Source organism: Brevundimonas sp., from assembly GCF_016742135.1.
In the GTDB taxonomy this organism is placed as follows: Bacteria; Pseudomonadota; Alphaproteobacteria; order Caulobacterales; family Caulobacteraceae; genus Brevundimonas.
Map to the genome: position 1 here is coordinate 242569 of NZ_JACVCG010000005.1, position 21406 is coordinate 263974.

General features: G+C 67.8%; 20 protein-coding genes. 13 read left to right on the top strand and 7 right to left on the bottom strand.

Annotated features, from left to right (window positions below; translation table 11 throughout):
• Position 1: 1 nt before the first annotated feature.
• From sdhA to IBJ06_RS12225, 5 genes are read left to right on the top strand one after another with little or no spacing between them, the layout of a single operon-like run.
• Positions 2–1801, top strand: a complete 1800-nt coding sequence (gene sdhA, locus IBJ06_RS12205; protein ID WP_292160714.1) for a succinate dehydrogenase flavoprotein subunit — start codon at positions 2–4, stop codon at positions 1799–1801.
• Between the two features lie 3 nt (positions 1802–1804).
• Positions 1805–2608, top strand: coding sequence for a succinate dehydrogenase iron-sulfur subunit (locus tag IBJ06_RS12210; RefSeq protein ID WP_292160715.1), 804 nt, complete (start codon positions 1805–1807; stop codon positions 2606–2608).
• Entirely contained in the window at positions 2608–2928 is a 321-nt protein-coding gene (locus IBJ06_RS12215; protein WP_292160716.1) for a 2Fe-2S iron-sulfur cluster-binding protein, read from the top strand. The genes IBJ06_RS12210 and IBJ06_RS12215 overlap by 1 nt, the downstream gene beginning before the upstream one ends.
• A gap of 1 nt (position 2929) precedes the next feature.
• Positions 2930–3736, top strand: coding sequence for a kinase (locus tag IBJ06_RS12220; protein ID WP_292160719.1), 807 nt, complete (start codon positions 2930–2932; stop codon positions 3734–3736).
• Positions 3733–4056, top strand: a complete 324-nt coding sequence (locus tag IBJ06_RS12225) for a PilZ domain-containing protein (RefSeq protein ID WP_292160721.1) — start codon at positions 3733–3735, stop codon at positions 4054–4056. The genes IBJ06_RS12220 and IBJ06_RS12225 overlap by 4 nt, the downstream gene beginning before the upstream one ends.
• A gap of 6 nt (positions 4057–4062) precedes the next feature.
• Here IBJ06_RS12225 and IBJ06_RS12230 read toward each other — a convergent pair whose 3' ends face one another.
• Together IBJ06_RS12230 and IBJ06_RS12235 are read right to left on the bottom strand one after the other, a co-directional pair.
• Entirely contained in the window at positions 4063–4917 is an 855-nt protein-coding gene (locus IBJ06_RS12230; RefSeq protein ID WP_292160723.1) for a haloacid dehalogenase-like hydrolase, read from the bottom strand.
• Positions 4918–4949: 32 nt separating this feature from the next.
• Complete coding sequence (locus IBJ06_RS12235) at positions 4950–7292, bottom strand: PAS domain-containing sensor histidine kinase (protein ID WP_292160725.1); 2343 nt, start codon at positions 7290–7292, stop codon at positions 4950–4952.
• An 88-nt stretch (positions 7293–7380) separates the two neighbouring features.
• Here IBJ06_RS12235 and IBJ06_RS12240 point away from each other — a divergent pair, with 88 nt between their 5' ends.
• The 3 genes from IBJ06_RS12240 (at position 7381) to IBJ06_RS12250 (ending at position 9955) form a co-directional block, all read left to right on the top strand.
• Positions 7381–7836: a metallopeptidase family protein gene (locus IBJ06_RS12240; RefSeq protein ID WP_292160727.1), complete on the top strand. Its 456-nt coding sequence runs from the start codon at positions 7381–7383 to the stop codon at positions 7834–7836.
• A gap of 185 nt (positions 7837–8021) precedes the next feature.
• Positions 8022–8453, top strand: a complete 432-nt coding sequence (locus IBJ06_RS12245; protein WP_292160731.1) for a DUF2141 domain-containing protein — start codon at positions 8022–8024, stop codon at positions 8451–8453.
• A 29-nt stretch (positions 8454–8482) separates the two neighbouring features.
• Positions 8483–9955 carry a carotenoid oxygenase family protein gene (locus IBJ06_RS12250; RefSeq protein ID WP_292160734.1) on the top strand — a complete coding sequence of 491 codons (1473 nt, stop codon included), beginning with the start codon at positions 8483–8485 and terminating at the stop codon, positions 9953–9955.
• Positions 9956–10023: 68 nt separating this feature from the next.
• On the opposite strand, the gene IBJ06_RS12255 is transcribed toward IBJ06_RS12250, so the two are convergent.
• Positions 10024–10779, bottom strand: coding sequence for a LytTR family DNA-binding domain-containing protein (locus IBJ06_RS12255; RefSeq protein WP_292160737.1), 756 nt, complete (start codon positions 10777–10779; stop codon positions 10024–10026).
• Positions 10780–10983: 204 nt separating this feature from the next.
• Here IBJ06_RS12255 and IBJ06_RS12260 point away from each other — a divergent pair, with 204 nt between their 5' ends.
• From IBJ06_RS12260 to IBJ06_RS12280, 5 genes are all read left to right on the top strand, one after another.
• Positions 10984–12249: a type III PLP-dependent enzyme gene (locus tag IBJ06_RS12260; RefSeq protein ID WP_292160739.1), complete on the top strand. Its 1266-nt coding sequence runs from the start codon at positions 10984–10986 to the stop codon at positions 12247–12249.
• An 82-nt stretch (positions 12250–12331) separates the two neighbouring features.
• Positions 12332–13396 (top strand): deoxyhypusine synthase, encoded by a 1065-nt coding sequence (locus IBJ06_RS12265; RefSeq protein WP_292160740.1) that lies wholly within the window; start codon positions 12332–12334, stop codon positions 13394–13396.
• Positions 13397–13469: 73 nt separating this feature from the next.
• Positions 13470–13832: a ribonuclease gene (locus tag IBJ06_RS12270; protein WP_292160742.1), complete on the top strand. Its 363-nt coding sequence runs from the start codon at positions 13470–13472 to the stop codon at positions 13830–13832.
• A gap of 108 nt (positions 13833–13940) precedes the next feature.
• A complete protein-coding gene (locus tag IBJ06_RS12275) occupies positions 13941–14447 on the top strand; it encodes a hypothetical protein (protein ID WP_292160745.1) in 507 nt (168 codons plus the stop codon).
• A 41-nt stretch (positions 14448–14488) separates the two neighbouring features.
• Positions 14489–15247 carry a PA-phosphatase gene (locus tag IBJ06_RS12280; protein WP_292160748.1) on the top strand — a complete coding sequence of 253 codons (759 nt, stop codon included), beginning with the start codon at positions 14489–14491 and terminating at the stop codon, positions 15245–15247.
• Here IBJ06_RS12280 and aguB read toward each other — a convergent pair.
• From aguB to IBJ06_RS12300, 4 genes are all read right to left on the bottom strand, one after another.
• A complete protein-coding gene (gene aguB / locus IBJ06_RS12285; protein ID WP_292160751.1) occupies positions 15244–16110 on the bottom strand; it encodes an N-carbamoylputrescine amidase in 867 nt (288 codons plus the stop codon). The two genes, IBJ06_RS12280 and aguB, sit on opposite strands and share 4 nt — an antisense overlap.
• Positions 16107–17093, bottom strand: a complete 987-nt coding sequence (locus IBJ06_RS12290; RefSeq protein WP_292160754.1) for an agmatine deiminase family protein — start codon at positions 17091–17093, stop codon at positions 16107–16109. Before IBJ06_RS12290 ends, aguB begins: the two co-directional genes overlap by 4 nt.
• 165 nt (positions 17094–17258) lie before the next feature.
• On the bottom strand, positions 17259–19778 hold the full coding sequence (locus IBJ06_RS12295) for a TonB-dependent receptor (protein ID WP_292160756.1): 2520 nt from the start codon (positions 19776–19778) through the stop codon (positions 17259–17261).
• Positions 19779–19932: 154 nt separating this feature from the next.
• Entirely contained in the window at positions 19933–21138 is a 1206-nt protein-coding gene (locus IBJ06_RS12300; RefSeq protein ID WP_292160760.1) for a capsular biosynthesis protein, read from the bottom strand.
• Positions 21139–21406 lie beyond the last annotated feature (268 nt).

Consider the following 21406-nt stretch of genomic DNA (forward strand, 5'->3'; position numbering starts at 1 on the left):
CTTGGCCTCTTACGAATTCGTCGATCACGAATATGACGTCGTTGTCGTAGGCGCCGGAGGCTCGGGCCTGCGCGCGGCGCTGGGTGCAGCCCGCGAGGGGCTGAAGGTCGCCTGCGTCACCAAGGTGTTCCCGACCCGCTCGCACACGGTCGCGGCCCAGGGCGGCATCTCGGCCTCGCTCGGCAATATGGGCGAGGACTCGTGGAAATGGCACATGTACGACACCGTCAAGGGGTCGGACTGGCTGGGCGACCAGGACGCCATCGAATACCTCGTCCGCGAGGCCCCCAAGGCTGTCTATGAGTTGGAACACTGGGGCGTGCCCTTCTCGCGCACCGAGGAAGGCAAGATCTATCAGCGCGCCTTTGGCGGCATGACCAAGAACTATGGCGAGGGCCCGGTGCAGCGCACCTGCGCCGCCGCCGACCGTACCGGCCACGCCATCCTGCACACCCTGTACGGTCAGTCGGTGCGGCGCGAGGTGAAGTTCTTCGTCGAATATTTCGCGCTCGACCTGATCATGCAGGAGCAGGCCTCGGGCCCCGCCGCCTGCACCGGCGTGACCGCGCTTCAGCTCGACACCGGCCAGCTGCACCGCTTCCGCGCCAAACTGGTCATTCTGGCGACCGGCGGATACGGACGCGCCTATTTCTCGGCCACCAGCGCCCACACCTGCACCGGTGACGGCAATGCCATGGTGCTGCGCGCCGGCCTGCCGCTGCAGGACATGGAGTTCGTCCAGTTCCACCCGACCGGCATCTACGGCGCCGGCTGCCTGATCACCGAGGGGGCCCGCGGCGAGGGCGGCTATCTGACCAACTCCGAGGGTGAGCGCTTCATGGAGCGCTACGCCCCCTCGGCCAAGGATCTGGCCAGCCGCGACGTGGTCAGCCGCTCCATGACCATCGAGATCCGCGAGGGTCGCGGCGTGGGCCCGAACAAGGACCACATCTTCCTGCACCTCGACCACCTGGACCCCAAGGTCCTGCACCAGCGCCTGCCCGGCATCTCCGAGTCGGCCAAGATCTTTGCCGGGGTCGATGTGACCAGGGCCCCGATCCCGGTGCTGCCGACGGTCCACTACAATATGGGCGGCATCCCCACGAACTATCACGGCGAGGTCCTGACCAAGGTCGGCGATGACGGCAGCGTGGTGGTCCCCGGCCTGATGGCGGTGGGCGAGGCCGCCTGCGTCTCGGTGCACGGCGCCAACCGTCTGGGCTCCAACTCCCTGACCGACCTCGTGGTGTTCGGCCGCGCGGCGGGCCTGCGCGCCGGTCAGGTCGTCGACAAGGCCTCGAAGGTCCCCGACGCTCCGGCCTCGGCAACCGACGGCCACCTGGCCCGCCTCGACCGCTTCCGCAACGCCTCGGGCGACACGCCGACGGCCCAGCTGCGCCTGCGTATGCAAAAGGCCATGCAGTCCGACGCCGCCGTGTTCCGCACCGGCAAGACGCTGGACGAGGGCGTGGCCAAGCTGCGCGCCATCGACGGCGCCATCGGAGATATCCGTGTCACCGACCGCGGCATGATCTGGAACACCGACCTGATCGAGACCCTGGAGTACGACAATCTGATCGCCCAGGCCCTCGTCACCATCGAAGGGGCCGCCAACCGCAAGGAAAGCCGCGGCGCCCATGCGCGCGAGGACTTCCCCGACCGCGACGACGTCAACTGGATGAAGCACACCCTGGCCTGGAAGGCCCCGGGCGAGACGGTGCGGATCGACTATCGCGCCGTCCACGACTTCACCCTGACCGACGAGATCGACTACATCAAACCCAAGGCGCGGGTGTACTAGGCAATGGCTGAACTCTCCCTCCCCCGTGCGTCCCAGCCCAAGCGTGGCAAGGTGCACAAGGCCCCCAAGGGGGCGAAGAATGTCAAGACCTACAAGGTCTATCGCTATGACCCCGAGGTGGATGCCAATCCGCGCTGGGACGTGTTCGAGGTGTCGGCCGACGACCACGGCCCGATGCTGCTGGACGCCCTGATCCACATCAAGAACACCATCGACCCGACCCTGTCGTTCCGGCGCTCGTGCCGCGAAGGCATCTGCGGCTCGTGCTCGATGAACATCGACGGGCGCAACACCCTGGCCTGCACCAAGGGCTGGGACGAATGCGCCTCGTCGAACATCTCGATCGCGCCCCTGCCGCACCAGCCCGTGGTCAAGGACCTGGTCACCGACCTGACCCTGTTCTACGCCCAGTACGACTCGATCCAGCCCTACCTTCAGTCGGACGAGCCGGACCCGACCACCGAGCGCCTGCAGACCCCGGCCGACCGCGAGAAGCTGGACGGCCTGTACGAGTGCATCCTGTGCGCCTGCTGCTCGACCTCCTGCCCCAGTTACTGGTGGAACCAGACGGAATACCTCGGCCCGGCCGCCCTCCTGCAATCCTATCGCTGGATCGCCGACAGCCGCGATGACGCGACCGACAAGCGCCTCGACGACCTCGAGGACCCGTTCAAGCTCTATCGCTGCCACACCATCATGAACTGCGCCCAGGTCTGCCCCAAGGGCCTGAACCCGGCCAAGGCCATCGCCGAAACCAAGAAGCTGATGGTCTCGCCCGCCCGCAAAAAGGGCAAGGTTCCCGCCTGATGGCGAAGATCACCTACATCGAGCATGACGGCACCGAACATGTCGTGGAGGTCAAGAACGGCCTCTCCGTTATGGAAGGGGCGATCCGCAACAATGTGCCGGGCATTGACGCCGACTGCGGCGGAGCCTGCGCCTGCGCGACCTGCCACGTCTATGTCGATGAGGCCTTCGCCGCCGAGATCGGCCGGGCCAGCGCCATGGAGGAATCCATGCTGGACTTCGCCGAGAACGTCGAACCCAACTCGCGCCTGTCGTGCCAGATCCGGGTGTCGGACGATCTGGACGGCCTGATCGTGCGCCTCCCCGAAAACCAGCACTGAGGTGTCCGGCCCCCGGATCGAGCCGGACCTTCTCGCCCTCGTCGGACGGCTGATCGAGGCCGCACCTGCCGGACGTCCCGCCCGCATCGCCATCGTGGGAGCCCAGGGGTCCGGCAAGACCACGCTGGCCCGTGCGGCCGCCCATGCCTTTGGCGCGGCGCAGATCTCGATCGACGACGTCTATCTGACCCGGGCCGAACGCGAGGCCATGGCCCGCGACGTCCACCCCCTGTTCCTCATGCGCGGCCCGCCGGGCACCCACGATCTGGGCCTCCTGACCGACCTCATGGACCAGCTGTCGGCGGCGGGCCCCGACGGCACCACCTGGCTGCCCGACTTCGACAAGCGCGGCGACGACCGCCTGCCCCGCGACCGCTGGCGGCCCTACCAGGGACAGCCCTCGGCCATACTGATCGACGCCTGGTGCCTCGGCGTGGTCGCCGAGGATGCGGCGGCACTGGACCGCCCCGTCAATGCGCTGGAACAGACCCGCGATGCCGACGGACGCTGGCGGGCGGCCATCAATGATTTCGTCGCCGGACCGTACCGCGTCTTTGCCGACAGCCTGGACGCCATCCTGTTCCTCAAGGCCCCGTCGTTCGACGTCGTGCTGGACTGGCGCTGCCAGCAGGAGGCCGATCTGCTGGGCATTGCACCTGCCGACCTGCCTCCCGAAGAACGCGCCCGGCTGGCGGACTTCATCCGGTATTTCGAGCGCATCACCCGGCGCATGCTGGCAGGCGGTGTGACTGCCGACGTCACCGTTAAACTGGATCGAAACCGTGTGCCGGGTCCTATATCGGCATGAGCATAGAGCGTCGCCTTGAACCCCGCAGCCCGATCGACGGACGCGCCCTGGTCGTGGCGCCCGCGGTCGAACACACCTGCCGGCTGGTCGACCAGTCGCGCTCAGGCCTGCGCATCCGGCTGGACCGGTCGGTCAGCCTGCCGAGAGAGGCCTTCATCGTCGACCTGCCCACCGGCATCGCCACCCCGGTCCAGGTCGTCTGGCAAAAGGGGATGGAGGCCGGGCTGAAGCGTACCGGCGAGGGCGCCACCCTGCGCGGCCTGGTGCCGTCCCGCCTGATCGCCGTGCGCGACGCCTGGCAGAGGGCCGGCGGCCGCTAGCCGCCCTCAGCCCGCCGGCATGGTCCCGGCGTTGACGGCGATCCGACCGATCAGCCCCTTGACGATCAGGTCCAGCGCCGACCCCTCGCGATAGTCCGCCGCCGCCACGAAATTCACCCGGTCCTCGCTGATCAGGGAGTAGATCTTCTGCTGGTCGCGCTCGGTGTTGCGGGGGTCATAGACGGCGATCGAAAAGCCGCCCTTGGTGTGCATCATCTTCATCGTCGGGACATCGGTGTCGCCGTCGCCGAGGAAGATCATCCGCTCGAACGGCACGGGCCGCTCGGCATCGGGGATGAAGCGGTTGATGCGGTCATGCTCATAGTGGTTGAGCACGCCCTTGTTGATGCGGAACAGATACTGGGTCTTGGTCGTGTAGTTGACCCCAACCGCCGGCCAGACGGCCACCCCGTCCTTGTCATAGACGAATTTCGACGCGAACACGTGATGGAACTCATCGCGGATCGGGCAGCCGTCGATCATCTCTTCCAGCCCGGCCGAGACGATATAGTGCTCGATATCCAGCCCGTAGTGGCGGCCGAAGGCATTCATCCGGTCGAACCACCCGGGGCCGGTCAGGTCGGTCTTCAGCCCGTCGAACAGTTTCACGTCATGGCCGTGGTCGCGCAGGGCGCTGCGGGTGATCGGGGTGTCATTCTCCCGCGCCCGCTGCAGCATCAGCTGCATATACATCAGGATGCCGTCGCCATCGGCCTGGCGGGTCAGGGTCTCGGCCTCTTCCCAGAAGGCACCCTTCTCCATCCCGACCGAGGGGATGAAGCTGACCTCCTGCATGTTTCCGCGGGCCAGGGTGCCGTCGAAATCATAGATCAGCGCGGTCTTCAGCAGCGGTCGGGCCATGGTCGGTCTCTCGGCAACAGTGCCGCGACGGGTTAGTGAGCCGGACCCGCCGTGTCAAAGCGTTCGCGGTCATCGTCCCGGCCCGAGGCCGCCACCCGGGGCAGATGCAGGCTGAAGGTCGCGCCCTCGCCCGGCACACTGTCCACCTCGGCCCAGCCGCCGTGCAGCTCGACCAGCGCCTTGGTCAGGGCCAGACCCACGCCCGGCCCGCCCCGCTCGCGCCGGACGAAGCGGTCGAACACATGGGGCTGCAGGTGATAGGGAATGCCGCGCCCGGTATCGGATACCTTGAGGCGCACCTCGCCCTCGCCCGCCACGGCCTCCAGCGTCACCACGCCATCCTCGGACACGGCCCGCGCCGCATTGTCCAGCAGGTGGTTCAGCGCCTGGGCCACGCGCGTGCGGTCCGCCTCGATCTCGCCGATGCCGCGCGGGATACGGACCGCCAGTCGCGCCCCGCGTCCCTCGATCCGGGGGCGCACCGCTTCGGCCGCCTCGGTCAGCAGGTCTTCCAGCCGGATGGGCTGAATCGACAGATCCATCTCGCCCGCGTCGATCTGGGCCATGTCGAGCACATCGTCGATGGAGCGCGCCAGCTGGGTCGCCGCCACGCGGATCGCCCCCGCATGCTGGCGGCTGCGCTCCGGCAGTTCACCCGAAGCCTCCAGCAGTTCCGAATAGCCGACGATGGTCGTCAGGGGTGTCCTCAGTTCATAGGAGACACTGCCCACGAACTCGCGTTTCAGCGCCTGGCTTTCGGCAAGCGCCGCCTCACGCTCGGCCAGCGCCTGCTCCAGCGCCCGCTGAGCCGTCACATCGGAAAAGGCGACCAGCGTCGCCCCGTCCGGCAGGGGCCGGGTCTGCCAGGCCGCGATGCGGCCATCGACCGTCCGCCCCTCGCCCGACACGGCCACCCGGCTTTCGGGATCGGGATCGGCGACCCGCGCCTTCAGCCCCAGCCACAGCCCCGGATCCGGCAACACCTTGCGACAGACATCGGCCACCGCCTCGAAATCGGCCTGCGGATCAAACCGCTGCGCCGACGGCCCCCAGAAGGTCGAGAAGGCCTCATTGTGCAGGCGCAGCCGCCCGTCCGAGCCGAACACCGCCACCGCATCGTTCAGCTTGTCCAGCGTCGCCCGCTGCACCTGGATCTGGCCGTTGAAGCGGCTGCGCAGGTTCAGCTCATCGGTGATGTCCGAAAAGATCAGCAGGATACCGCCCAGCGGGTGCGGCTGACGCACGACGCGCAGCGTGCGACCGTCGGGCAGGGACCAGCTGTCGTCTGGCGTGGCCTCGGTCGCGCCATAGAATTCCAGCTCGCGTGCCCGCCAGCCCGCATAGTCGATCACCTCGGGCAGCAGCCGGCGTTGCCGCAGCCGGTCCAGCAGCTCCGCATGAGTCGGCCGCTCGTCCAGCCAGGCCGGGTCGAGGTCGAACAGGGCCTGAAAGGCCGTATTGTGGAAGGCCAGCCGCTTGGACGGGCCGAAGATGGCCACCGCATCGGCCAGATGGTTCAGCGTCTCGTCATGGGCCTCGACGTGGCGCCGCAGGGTGTCACGTGTCTCCTCGGCCTCGGTCATCTCGATGGCAAAGGCGGTCACCGCCCCGCCGCCCACGCTGGGCTCGGCCAGGATGCGCCAGGCCTTGCGCCGCCCGTCGGTGGCCGTCCAGCGGAAGCCTTCCTGCCGCGTGCCCTGGCGCAGGGCGTCGGCGACGATGGCCTCGGCCCCCCGGTCAAAGGTCAACTGGCGCTGCAGGGCGTCTTCCAGACTGCCGGCCTTGACCGCCGCCAGCCACGCCCGGTTGGCCCAGGCCAGCCGCCCGGTGGAATCCACCACCCAGGTCGGCACGGGCGAGGCATCGGCCAGCAGGCCTGCGGCACTGTCGCCCGCGCCCAGCCCGGCGGAAATCTCGGCATCGGTAAACCGCAGCCAGGCCGACCCCGCCAGCGCCCGACCTTCGATTCGCCAGACGCCGGCATCGGTCTGCAGCGCCAGGTCAAAAGCAACGCCCGACTGGACCAGCGCCTTCAGCCGCGCGGCATCGGCCTCCCGGACCCGGGCGATCAGCACATCGCCGGCGGCCTGGTCGGCCTGGGTCAGGGTCGCAATCAGGTCGGGATCGCCGAACACCTGACCGGCCCGCAGATCGCCGTCGGCATCCCCCACGATCTGGACCCGCACTTCGCGCATCAGGGCCAGACAGGCATCGCGGGTAGCGATCAGGTCGGCGCGGGTCTCAAGCTCGGCTTCCAGCGCGGCTTCGCTGCGGCGGGCGCGCGCATCCAGACGCCACGCCCAGGCGCTGACCGCCAGCGCCAGACCGGCGGCCCCGACGGTGGCCACATAGGCGATGTCCGCTCCGGCAATCACGCTTGCCCTTCCTCCCTCCGCCAAAGGCCCGACCCGGCGGCTTGATTCGCCCGTTCACCATACCCCAAGATGGCCCGCTTGCACCGCCATGCCCGCGCGGTCCGGAGACCCTCCCCTGTCCGCTGCCCTTTCCCCCCTTGATCCGCCCTGGAGCGACAATCCTGTCGCCCCTTCGCTGGACGATTTCGCCGCCTTGGCGCGCGCGGCGCTGGACGCCCTGCCCGAGCCCTTTCGCGGCCTGTCGCAGGATGTCGTCCTCCGCGTCGACGACTTCGCCGATGCAGAAACGCTCGAGGCGCTGGGCATGGAGGAACCGTTCGAGCTGACCGGCCTCTATTTCGGCGTCGATGTCGGTCGCCGCGACGAGATGGGACCGGCGGCCGAGCCCTCGCGCATCTTCCTCTACCGGCGACCCATTCTGGACGAGTGGTGCGAGCGCGGCGATGTGGGCCTGTCCGATCTGATCGCCCATGTTCTGATTCACGAGATCGGCCACCACTTCGGCCTGACCGACGACGACATCGACCGCATCGAGGACGACTGACGGCATCCCGCGGCAAACCAGGCTGTCCGTTCGCGTATCGCCAACCGCCAGGCGCGGTTTTCACCTGTCCATTGGCGAAGGCCGCGCGGCGCTTTCCGTAAGCGCTGTGGCGGCACCGGACGGCCCGGCTCAGGGTCTGGTCATCGACAGGGCGCACCGCCCCGTCACGGACCAGAGAGACCCTCATGAAGACCCGCATCGCCCTGATCGCCGCCGCCGTCGCCGCCCTCGGCACTGCCTCCACCACCCCCGCCCTCGCCCAGGATTCCAGCGTCACCTTCGAGTTCGAAACGGGTGCCACCACCGGATCGGTCATGGTGGTGCTGTTCAGCTCACAGGCCGGCTATGACCGCAATCAGCCCGTCGCCGCCATGACGGTCGCCGCCTCGTCCACCCCCGTCACCGTGACCTTCGACGGCCTCGCCCCCGGCTCCTACGGCATGAAGTCGTTCCATGATCTGAACGGCGATGGCGTGATGAACACCAATCCTTTCGGCATGCCGGTCGAGCCCTTCGCCTTCTCCAACAATGCCGTCGGCAACATGGGCCCCGCCAGCTGGGAGCGCGCCCGCTTCAATGTGAATGGCGCCGTCGTCCAGACCATCACCCTGCGCTGATCCGAACCCCTGAAAGCCGGAGCCCCGCCATGATCCCCTCCCGTCGTTCCTTCCTGCTGGGTGCCGCCGCCATGGGCAGCAGCGTCCTTACCCCCGATGTAGCCGAGGCCACGCGGTTGCTGACGGCCCAGGATGCCGCCGCCGACTGGGGGCTGGTCACCCGCGACCTCGAGGGGGATGTCGCCCCGCACCGTCTGACGCGGATCCACGGCCGGGCTCCGGCGGGACTGGAAGGCGCGCTCTATCGCAACGGCCCGGCCAGGTTCCGGCGTCCGGGCGGCTCGGCCGAGCACTGGTTCGACGGCGATGGTCTGATCCGCAGGTTCAGCATCTCGGACGGGGAGGCGACGCTCGCCGCCCGCTTTGCCGATACCCCCAAGCGGCGTCAGGAAACCCGCCTGGACGCCATGGTCATGCCCGGCTTCGGCACCCCCGCCGATCCGCGCGCCGAGATCGGATCCAACGACGACGCCAATGCCGCCAATACCTCGGTCCTCAGGGTCGGCGACGACGTCTGGGCCCTGTGGGAAGGCGGCTCGCCGATGGCGATGGACGCCGACACTCTGGAGACAAAAGGGTTCGTCACCCTGCGGGATGATCTGAAGGGCATGCCGTTTCTGGCCCATCCCCGCGTCGAGCCGGACGGCCGCATCTGGAACCTCGGCATGAACGGGGCCCAGGCCATTGTCTGGCGTCTGGCCGCCGACGGCACGCTCGAGACCGCCAGCGTCATCCCCCTGCCGCGCGCCTCCTATATCCACGACTTCACCGCCACCGCCCGGCATCTGGTGATCGTGCTGCAGCCCTGGGTGCAGGTGCGCCGGACCCTGCCCTTCTCGGCCGCCTTCGACTGGCAGGCCGGAACCGGCACCCGGGTGCTGGTGCTGGACAAGGACAACCTCGACAGCCGCCGCCTGTTCGACCTGCCCGACTTCGGCTTCTTCCATCTGGGCGACGCCTGGGAGGAAGCCGACGGCACGATCCGCTTCGACGTCTGCGCCCACGCCGACATGCGCTTTGCCGCGACCGGCGCGACCGAACTGCTGAACGGCGTCCCGATCGGGGGCGAGCCCGCCCGGCTGGCGCTGGTCGTCCTGTCACCGGATGGCAGTGCCCGGCTGGAGCGCACGACTGTGGTGGCGGAATTCCCGCGCAGCGACCCGCGCCGCGCCGGTCAGACCCGCCGCTTCAGCCTGCATACGGCGGGCGAGGCCCCGGACCGCCCGTTCGCCACCGCCATCGGCCTGCACGACTGGTCAACCGGTCAGGCGCATCAGTACGACTTCGGCCCCCATCAGGTGGTCGAGGAGATGGTGGTGGTGCCCAAACCCGGTCAGAACGCCGAGGATGCCGCCTGGCTGGTCGGCCCGACCATCAACCTCAAGACCCGCACCACCGAACTGCATGTGCTGGACATGGCCCGCCTGTCGGATGGTCCGGTGGCCAGCTGGAGCTCGCACACCGCCCTGCCCGCCGGCTTCCACGGCATCTGGGCCAGCTAGAGCCCTGGTCGGTTGAGGTGGAATCGCTTCGCGATTCCACCGATGCCGTGAATCAGGCTCTCGAATAATCAGTACCAGCCGGCGGCCCTGAGCGCGCGGGCATGGCGGCGGCTGACGGGCACGCTCAGCCCGCCGTCCAGCGTCAGGGTCGCCCGGCCGTCGCCCCGCGCCACATCGCGCACGGCGTCACGCGCCACCCACCAGCTGCGATGGGTCTGGGCCCCCTCCAGCCCCTCCAGTTCGACCAGGGCATCGGCCAGCCGCATTAGGATCAGGTCCGAGCCCCGGTCGGTATGCAGGCGCAGATAGTGGTCCTCGGACTGGACGGCGATCAGCCGCGCGCCCCGCAGCTTCGGCGGCAGGCGGTCGAGGAACCGGGCCGGGGCCTGCCCCTGCGCGGCCTCATGCGTCTGGACCGTGCGCGATCGGGTCACGAAGACATTGATGGCGCTCATGGCCCCCGTGATGCTCAGCACCGGTGCCACGAAATAGATCATCGACGACAGGCGATAGACACGCCCCTCGAAGAACAGGCCCGTCGCCAGCCACACCATCAGCAGAATCGGCCCGGACATCAGGGCCGTCAGCACGGCGACCGTCACCCACGGCCGGTCGTCCAGATCCCAGAACCGCTCGACGACCCGCCCGCAGACATGCCCCCACAGCCCACCCAGCACCATCAGCGGCACCCAGTAAGCCAGGCGGTGTCCCAGCGACATGTCCGCGTCCGCGAAGGCACCGCTCAGGGCCAGAACCAGACCCGCCAGCGCGGCGATGCCCAGCCCGCGCAGAAAGTCGCGCGCCGCCTCTGACGTCATGACCATGCGTGCCCGCCTCCCTTCGACTCCCCGGCCTGAATGCAGTCTCGCTGTCGGCCCCGCAAGCGCCCTCGCGGGAACGGACATGAAATTACCGCTTTACATGACAGGGGCTTTTCCCCATATCGCGGGTTCCGGCGGACCCCGTAGGTCCCATGCTTGCGCCGCTAACGCCGGTCTGGGTTAACAATTTACAGGGGGTTACGTGAATTGCGCACGTACCAGCTTCCCCTGGACCTGGTCCGTGAGCGGTCCCCTGAACGTCCCGTCGCCCTCGTGCGGCCGCGTTCGGTTTCCGTAGCGGCGCGCTGGTTCCAGGACAATCTAAAGGCTGACGTCTTCTATGCGGTGAAGGCGAATCCGTCGCGCTGGGTCATCGAGACCCTGGTCGACGCCGGTGTCACCGCCTTCGACGTGGCCTCTCTGGCCGAGATCGAACTGGTCCGTTCGGTCAGCCCTGACGCACGTCTGGCCTTCATGCACCCGGTCAAGAGCCGGTCGGCGATCACCCGTGCCTATTTCGACCACGGCGTGCGCACCTTCTCGCTCGATTGCATCGAGGAACTGCACAAGATCCTGGACGCCACGGGTCAGGCCACCGATCTAAACCTCGTGGTGCGGATGGCCGTGTCGGCCGACGGTGCGGCCTATACCCTGTCGGGCAAGTTCGGCGTGTCGCCGGACCAGGCCCCGTCCCTGCTGCTGGCCGTGCGTCAGGCGGTCAAGGACGGGCTGATGGGCGTATCCTTCCATGTCGGTTCGCAGTGCATGCGCCCGTCCGCCTATGAGGCCGCCATGGCCCAGGTCGGCCGCTCGATCAGCCGCGCCGGCGTGTTTGTCGACATCGTCGATGTCGGCGGCGGCTTCCCCTCGGTCTATCCGGGCATGGTCCCGCCGGACATGCAGGAATATGCCGACGCCATTCACCGCGGCTTCAACGAAATGCCGGTCTCGGAAACCACCGAGCTGTGGTGCGAGCCCGGCCGGGCGCTGGTCGCCGAGTCCAGCTCCATCCTGTGCCAGGTCGAGCTGCGCAAGGGCGATGCCCTCTATCTGAACGACGGCTCCTACGGCTCGCTGTTCGACGCGACCCACTCGCGCTGGCCCTTCCCGGTCAAGCTGGTGCGCGACGCGCCGGCCTCGGGCGATCTCAAGCCGTTCCGCTTCTACGGGCCGACCTGCGACTCGATCGACCACATGCCCGGGCCCTTCTGGCTGCCCGCCGACATCCGCGAGGGTGACTATATCGAGATCGGCATGCTGGGCGCCTATGGGGTGGCCATGTCGACCGGCTTCAACGGCTATGGCGTGCACGACATCGCCATGGTCGAGGACGCCCCCATGGCCTCGCTCTACGGCCTGGCACCGCGGTCCATCCCGACTGTCCGCACCTCGGCCGAGGAACAGGCCCGCAAGGTCGTTCGTTTCAGCCGTCCCAAGGGCAAGGCCGGACAGCGCAAGCAGCGCCGACGCTGAACGGTTACACAGACACTGGTAAGCAGCGGCCCGTCGCTCCGTCCGGGCCGCTGCATCTTCTTTACGGACGGGCGCTCAAATCATGAGGGAAACCGCTGAAATGAACGCACCGTCCAATCAGAAGGCCGAACTGCTTCAGAACACCGTCGAGCACATCGACATCACCAGCTTCGACGCGCGTCCGATCATCGACTCGATGCGCAAGATGAGCTTCTCGTCGCGCGACACGGCCCGCGCCGCCGACATCTTCAACATGGCGCTGGAGGACAAGGACTGCTCGCCGTGGCTGATCCTGGCCGGTTCGACCTCGGCCGGCGGCTGCATGCACGTCTACCGCGATATGGTGAAGTTCGGCATGGTCGACGCCGTGGTCGCCACCGGCGCCTCGATCGTCGACATGGACTTCTTCGAGGCCCTCGGCTTCAAACACTACCAGGCCGCCGGAGAGGTCGACGACAACGTCCTGCGCGACAACTACATCGACCGGATCTACGACACCTATATCGACGAGGAAGAGCTCCAGGCCTGCGATCACACCATCTATGAGATCGCCAATCGCCTCGAGCCGCGCGGCTATTCCTCGCGCGAGTTCATCTGGGAAATGGGCAAGTGGCTGTCCGAAGGGAACGCCAAAAAGCCCGGCTCGCTGATCCAGACCGCCTATGAAGAGGGCGTGCCGATCTTCTGCCCGGCCTTCGTCGACAGCTCGGCCGGGTTCGGCCTCGTCAAGCACCAGAAGGAGCGCGCCGCCGCCGGTCAGCCCTATATGATGCTGGACGCCATCGCCGACTTCCGCGAACTGACCGACATCAAGATCGCCGCGGGCGTCACCGGCCTGTTCATGGTCGGGGGTGGGGTGCCCAAGAACTTCGCCCAGGACACCGTCGTCTGCGCCGAAATCCTCGGCATCGAGGCCGAGATGCACCGCTACGCGGTCCAGATCACGGTCGCCGACGTCCGCGACGGCGCCTGCTCCTCGTCGACCCTCAAGGAGGCCGCCAGCTGGGGCAAGGTCCAGACCACCCACGAGCAGATGGTCTTTGCCGAAGCGACCACCGTCGTGCCCCTGATCGGGTCGGACGCTTACCATCGCGGTGCCTGGAAGGCCCGCGAGAAGCGCCGCTGGCAAAAACTGTTCGAGGCCTGATCGGCCCAACCCCGGCCCGGGAACCCCGGCCGTCTGTCGGCGCTTATCCTCCGTAATGGAGGCGAGACCACAGATGGCCGATCCCGAGACCCCGCCCGAAACCGACGAATGCCGCGAGGCCAGGATCGTCGGCGAACGCCCCGACCTGGGCCATACGCCGGACGCCCTGTCCGAGACGCTCGATCAGGATCAGCTGGACCGCGCCCTCACCGGCAGCGATTCCGGGTCCGACACCCGCGCCGGGTCGCTTCGCGGCGGCTCGGCCTCGGGCTCGGACATCGACCCGGATTCGGACACCATCAATGCGGAACTGTCCCGCATGGGCCGCGATGGCGGGGGATCGGGCAGGGATCAGACGCCGTCCGGCACCGGCCCTGTCCGCAACACCGGAGACGACCGCTCCTCCGGGGGCGACGCCGACGCCTCGACCGGCTGAACAATCGCCTTGAAGGCGCCAACGTCCTGCGCCAACCTGCCCTCCGGCCAACGAGCCCACGGGCTTGTGCCGTAAGCTGATTCCGCGACCCAACCCAGGAACGGGACCATGAGATTGCAACCGATCCCGCGCCGACTTTCCGCGCGTCTTGCCCTGACGACGGCATTCGCTGCCAGCCTGGCTGTGGCCGCCTGCGGTCAGGGGCCATCAGAAAACGAAACCCCGCCGCCCGAGGCCAAAGCCGCCGCACCGGAAACGCCCGAGACGCCTGCCGTCGGCGCGGAGACCGCAGAGGCCACGCCGTCTGGCCCCCCTGCCTATGCCACCGCCTATCCGGGAGCCGCGCCAAGTCCGTCGGATGCGCCCACCACGGACCTCGGCGGTACGGTCACCTTCACGACCACCGACAGTCCGGAGGCCGTGATTGGCTTCTACCAGGCCAAGGCCCGCGACAGTGGCCTGTCGACGGTCTCGGCCCTGAAACAGGGCGACACCCAGGCCTACGCCGCTGTCGATCCCGAAGGACGCGGCGCCACCCTTCAGGTTGTGGCGCAGCCGGTCGACGACAACGAAAGCCAGACTCACGTCTCCGTTACATGGACGGCTGCGCAGTGAGGACGGGGAGGCGGGGCCTGCCCCTCCTCCTGCTGCCTTTGATGCTCGCCGCCTGCGGACTGCCCGGTCCCCGGACCGACGGTCGCCCGCTGCCGGCTCCCTCGTCCTCCGAGGGCTTCCTCACACCGGACCGGATCGACAGCCTGGCCTCGGACCACCGCCCCTCGCCCGGCCCGACCTCCGCCGACATCTCCGCCGACCGGCAGATCTGGACTCGTGAGGGCCAGACCCCCGGCACCGACCGCTGGTACCTGGCCATCCGCCATGTCGAACTGCGCCCGGCCCTCGCACCCCAGCATTTCGACTGCACCCTTGGAACGCGACTGGGCGCGACCGAAACCCCTGCCACCACCGACCTGTTCACCCGGCTGGGCCGGGACGTCGAGGCGGTCTGGCAAAGGTTGCGGGCCGCCCGTCCCCGGCCAATCGACCTCGGCACCGACCGCGCCGCCTGTATCCGCCTGCCCGAGGGCGACAGCGGCCACGGCTGGTCGCCCTCGGGGGGCGCAGCGCTCGCCACCGTCTGGGCCGAGGCCATCGCCGACCTCGCCCCCGATCGCGCCGCTCCGGTGCGTCGCATCGGTCGCGAAATCGGCCTCAGCCTGTCGATCTGCGGTCTGGCCTGGCCTCAGGATGTGGCGGCGGGCCAACGGCTGGGCCAGAGCGTCTGGCAGGCCGCCCGGACCGACCCCGCCTATCGCGCCCTCGCCGATGCCGCCCGTGCCGAGCTGGCCACCGCCCGGTCCGACCCGCTGGAAAGTCCCGCCTGCGCGGCTGAACGACTGGCCTTGCGCCCTTAGGGCCTCGGGCTGACCAGCGGCCCGTACAGGTCCGTGCGCCGGTCGCGGAAAAAGCCCCAGGCCGCCCGGTGCCGATCCAGAAAATCGAGGTCGAAGCTGTGCACCAGCACGCCCTCCTCGTCCCGGCCAAGGCTCTCCACCAGATCGCCCCGATGATCGGCGATAAAGGAATGGCCGTAAAAGGTCTGGCCCTTGTTGGTCACCGCCTCATGGCCGATGCGGTTGGCACCGACGACGGGTACGACATTGGAGACCGCATGGCCCTGCATGGCCCGCCGCCAGGGCTCGGCCGTATCCAGCTCATCGTCGTGGGGCTCTGACCCGATCGCGGTCGGATACATCAGCACCTCGGCGCCCTGCAGCATCATGGCCCGCGCCGTCTCCGGGTACCATTGGTCCCAGCAGATGCCGACACCCACCCGCCCGAACCGCGTGTCCCAGACCTTGAATCCCGTATCCCCCGGCCGGAAATAGTATTTCTCCTGATACCCCGGCCCGTCCGGAATATGGCTCTTGCGATAGACGCCCAGCGCCCGCCCGTCGGCATCCAGCATCACCAGACTGTTGAAATAATGCGGCCCCTCGCGCTCGAAGATCGACACCGGAATGGCCACCCCCAGCTCGGCCGCGACCGGCTGAAGCGCAGTCACACACGGATGCTCCCGCCACGGATGCGCCGTACCGAACCAGTGCTCCTCCTGGGACACACAGAAATAGGGCCCCTGGAACAGCTCCGAGGGCAGGATTACCTGCGCACCCTTGCCCGCCGCCTCCCGGATGAAGCCGACCGTCCTGTCGATATTGGCCTGCAGGTCCTCGCCATACGAGGTCTGGATGGCAGCGACGGAAAGGGTGCGGGTCATTCCGGCTCCTGTTGGGAAATGCAGTGGAACGAGCCTCCACCGGTGAGGATCGCGATCGAGGGCAGGGCGATGATCTCTCGCCCGGAGAACATCGTGGCCAAGGCCCCGCACGCGGCGGCGGCGGCGGCCTCATTCCCATAGGTCGGCACAATGACCGCCCCATTGGCGATCAGGAAATTCATGTGGCTGGCGGGGATGGGCTCACCGTCCTCGTCCTCGATACGGCCGGGCGAGGGAATGCGGATGACCGTCAGCCCTTCGGCCGTCAGTGCCCGGGCCGTGGCGTCATAGACATCATCGTTGGGGTCATCTGCCCCCCAGCCGACAGGGCACGCGACCACGCCCGGCCCGACGAACCGCGCCAGATTGTCGACATGGCCGTCCGTATGATCGTTCAGCAGGCCGTCGCCCAGCCACACCACCCGCGTGGCCCCCAGCGCCTCTGCCAGCGCCGCCTCGGCCCTCGCCTCGGTCCAGCCCGGGTTGCGGTTGGGGTTCAGCAGGCACTGGCGCGTCGTCAGGATCGTGCCCCGCCCGTCGTGGTCCAGCGCTCCGCCCTCGAGGACAAAGTCGTGCCGGTCCAGCGGCGTGCCGGACGCCGCGCCGATCTGGGTGGCGACCGTGTCGTCGTGCTCCAGCTCATACTTGCCGCCCCAGCCGTTGAAACGGAAGGCGGCTGCGCGCGTCGAGCCCTGACCGAAGATCGGACCGGTATCCCTCAGCCAGATGTCGCCGAACCGGCCGTCGACCACGGTCACACCGTCCACGCCCGCGAACCGGTCGCGTGCCGCCTCCAGCGCCCCGGCCTTGCCGACCATCAGCCGCACCTGCTCGCGCCCCGGCCCGGCCAGAGCCCGCACCAGGGCTTCCACCTCAGTCTGGGCGGCATCGAGGTCGTCTTCCCACAGCTCGGCATGGCTGGGCCAGCCCACCCACATGGCGCGATGCGGTGCCCATTCGGCGGGGACAAGAAAAGCGGTCATGCCGGGATCATCCTTCATACGGGCGAGCCGCACCAGATAGGCATGAACCGCCCCGCCCTCAAGCCAACCCCTCAAGCAGCGAGCGACCGCGTCGCGAGCGATAGGGTAAAAACAAAGGGCGGACCGTTTCCGGCCCGCCCTCGATCTTCAGTACGTCAGTAAGGCTTAGAAGCCGACCCGCAGGGTCGCCATCCAGGTGCGCGGGGCACCCGTGGTGGCGAACGGACGGCTGTAGCCCAGCTGGCCCGGCGTGGCCGAGGCGCGCGTGCCCAGGCCGGAGTAGTACTTCTCGTCGAAGACGTTGGTGACGTTGAACTGCAGATAGGTGTCTTCATAGCCCCAGGGGGTGAAGTCGATCCGCGCGTCCACATCGACGATGGTGAAGGCACTGTCGGCCAGGTCGTTGACGTCGGTGATCCAGCGCTCGCCCGTGTACTTGGCCTGCACCCCACCCGAGAACATGTCCGAGAAGGTGTAGTTGGCACGGAACGAAGCCGTCCAGTCCGGCGTCTCCACCAGCTTCTTGCCCTTGGTCGGCAGCTGGTCGCCCGCCGCGTTGAAGCGGTAGTCTTCCTGCAGTTCGCCATCCAGATAGGCGATCGAGCCGTACAGGCTCAGCGCCTCGGTCGGCGACCAGCCGAGCGAGCCTTCAAAGCCCATCAGTTCCACCGAACCGACGTTCCGGTCGACGAAGGTGTTCAGGTCCTCGTCGAAGGTGTTGACGATGCGGTTGTCATAGTTGGTGAAGAAGCCGGCGACCGAACCGACGACGTTGGCGCTGCTGTAGCGATAGCCGATGTCGAAGGTCTGGGCTGTTTCCGGCTGGACCGTCGGATTTCCGACCGAGTTGTCGGCGAGGCGACGCACGGCATAAAGGCTGTCGGTGCGCGGGGCCGACAGGGTCTCGGCATAGCTGGCGTAGATCATGTGGCCGCCGTCGAAGCGGTAGGTCACGCCGACGTTCGGCAGCAGGTCGTCATACTTCACTTCGCGCGAATAGGGCGCGATGTACTGGGTGGTTCCGCGACCGGCGAAGGTCACATTGCCGTTGGCCAGGGTCGCGTTCGGCACTTCCGAGGTGCAGAGCACGTTGGACGAGGCGTTCTGCGAGTAGCAGAACTGGTTCAGCTCGCGCTTGAAGAAGGGCGCGCGCAGGCCGAGATTGACCGTCAGGGCGTCATTCAGGAACTGGCCGCGGTATTCTACCGAGAACTGGCTCAGCTCGGCATAGGACAGGCGGTCGCGCGAGCGCAGCTCATAGCCGTCGCGGTTGACGACGCGGTTGTTTTCCTGGTTGCGGCCGCCGAACCAGTCGACGAAGCGCGGGTCATTGGGCCGTCCGAAGTCAACGAAGCCATAGTGGCCGTACTGGCGGTGACGACCCCAGTCATAGGCATAGGCGGCGCGCAGACGGTGGTTGTCGTCCAGATCCCAGATCAGCGAGGTGTTCAGGCCATAGCGGTGGGTGTTGGTGTTCGACGGCGTCATGACGCGGACGCGGTCGAGGGTGTCGCCGTCGCCGTTCAGGTCGACGCCGCCCGTGGCGAAGGTGCCGCGCAGCAGAAGGTCAGTTTCCTGCAGGACAGCCTGCTGGGTGCCACCGTTGGCCAGAACATACTGGAACGAGGGGTCGACCGTCAGGACCAGGCCTTCGGCCAGGGTGAAGCGCGAGTTACCGCGGATGTTGCCGGTGTTCGACGGATTGATCCGCAGACCCCAGTAGTTGGTGCCGTTGACGTCGTTGTCGGCCAGACCGGCGCGACGGGTCGGCGCGATATAGGTGGTGTCGAAATCGACATCCCAGCCGCGCGGATCGTCCACAACCTGGTCATTACAGACGACCGTCTGGGCCACGTCGCAGAAGCCGGTGGCGGTGCGCAGGTTCGGGCCGTTGTAGTTATTGTTGCGGTTCTCGTTGTAGTGGCCCGACAGCGCCAGGAAGTCGCCGTTGCTGCCCAGGGGCTGATAGACGCGGGCGTTCCACTGTTCCTTGCGCAGGGTGCCGCGACCCTTGAACTTGTCATAGTCTTGGCGCGAGAAGGCGAACCAGGCAGCCGTGCCCCAGGGGCCGACTTCGCCGGTGTCGATCAGGAACATGTTGCGGCGATAGTTGAAGTCGCCGAACGACGACTGGATCCAGCCGCCGAAGTCGCTGGCCGGACGGCGCGAGGTGTAGTTGATGGTGCCGCCGGTGGCCGACGCCGTCGGGCTGTCGACGTCGGTCGTGCCCTGGTTGACCGTGGCGCGCTCGATCAGTTCCGGATCCAGCTGCTGGTTGGTGTAGGTGGCATAGTTGCCGGTGTCGTTCAGCGGAATGCCGTCGAAGGTCAGCGACACGCGGTTGCCGTCAAAGCCGCGCAGACGGATGTTGCCGCCCGAGGTGCCATAGGGGTCGGCGTTGTAGAAGTTCACGCCGGGGACCAGGTTCAGGCTCTGCAGGATGGTCTGGCCCGGAGTCTGGGTCTGGATGAACTCCTGGGTGATGCTGGAGCGCGTCTTGCCCACGGTTTCGGCGACGATGGCGCCGTCAATGTTGCGCGGCCCGCGCGTACCGGTGACGATGACGTCCTCGACCCGGCTTTCGGCCGCTTCGGTACCCGTCGACTGGGCGGACGCCGTGCCGGCCGAAACCAGAAGGCCAGTGAAAAGGGCGGTCGTCGCCCAGAACGCGCTCTTGCGGTTCATGATTGTATATCCCCGATGATAAGGCCCGATTGCCTGGCGCCGGACGGTAGGACCGACGATCTGACGCCCCTCTAGGCCCCGCGTTAAACTCTCCCGCGACAGTAATATGACAGGCGCGTGACAGGGCCCCCAGGGTTGCGCGAGAGCCACACTTTCACCGGATGGGCGGCGGCTTTGCGGCAAACCGGCGGACCAGGGCTTCCGCCGTCGTCCGCCGCACGCGGGGGCCATGAAAGCCGCCATTGATCTGTGTGTTGTCGATCACCCAGGTTCGAAACCGCGCGAACAGGTCCGGGTCCGGCGGGACCGGCCCCTTCCAGAAGGTCTCCAGCGGGCGGGGATCCGTCAGCCCTTCCATGTCGAAAAAGGCCTGGCCCAGCACCTTGACCGGCGTGCCAAAGCCCAACGCCGACAGGGCCGCGCTGGAATTATTGACCACCAGACCCTTTGATGCCCGGCACAGGTCCGCGAGCGCCCCGCCGTCCAGATAGTGCACCCGCTCCCTCACCCCGAGCGCCGCGCCAAGGCGCAGGGTCTCGGCCTCGAGGTCGATCACGCCGGCGTCCAGCGGATGCCCCTTGACCACCAGATGCAGGCCGGGCGGGGCATGGGCGGCGAAGCTGTCCAGCACCCGGGCCAGAAACGCCCCATTGGTCGGCAGCGTCGAGTGGCGCACCAGCTGGCTGTCCCCGTCCCGCTGCAGGCAGACCAGGACAAAGGGTATATCGCCGCGCAACAGCCGCCTTATCCGTCTGCGCATCATGGACCTGCGACTTTTCAGCGCGCGGACCACATGGCCCACGGCCTGGCGCCAGGGCGGAGGTTCATACTCGGGCCGAAAGTGGGGAAACACCGCACGCCCCAGCAGCTCGAGGAAGTAATAGAGGCTGATGTGGGTCACGTGCCAGGGCAGGATGCGTCCGACGGGTATCGGCCGGGGCTCCCGGGCCGCGACATCGGCATAGGCCTCGGGCCGGGAGGGGCTGCAGCCCTCGGCATTGACGCCCTGCCGCTCCAACGTGATCCAGTCGGGACGGAAATAGCCGTTCTCGAGGATCCAGGTCTCCAGCCCGGCCGTGCGGGCAGCGTCCAGCACGGCGCGGGCATGCGGGCTGGTGTCGCCGAAGACGATGACGTCGGTGAAATCGCCGATCCAGTCGGGCAGGGCCGCACGGAATGTCTCAAAGGGTTCGCGATGAAGCCGGGCCCCGCCGCGTCTCCAGTCGAACAGGTCGCCCATATTGAGGATCAGGCGATGGACCTCGCCACCCGCGGTCTCGATCGCCCGCGCCATGTCCCGGGAGAAGGGGCCAAAGGGCGCGCTGGCGACCAGAAACCGGCGACCGGAAAGCGGCTTCACGTCCGGCGACGACCGCAGGGAAGGGAAACGGGAGACAGGCACGATTCATCCCATTGACCGACCCGTCGCGGCTGTCCAGCCGGCACGGAAAAACATCCGCCCAAACGTCGCCCTGCCCCCCGGAAACGACACCACCGCCGCGACCGGGGGGCCACGGCGGTGGATTGAGGTCTGTTGACCTGCAGTCTGTCGACCTTCTGGCCGGGTCCGGGCCGGGGCCGGTCTCTCGCGGGGAGAGGCCGGTCCGGTCCGGGGTCCGGATCAGAAG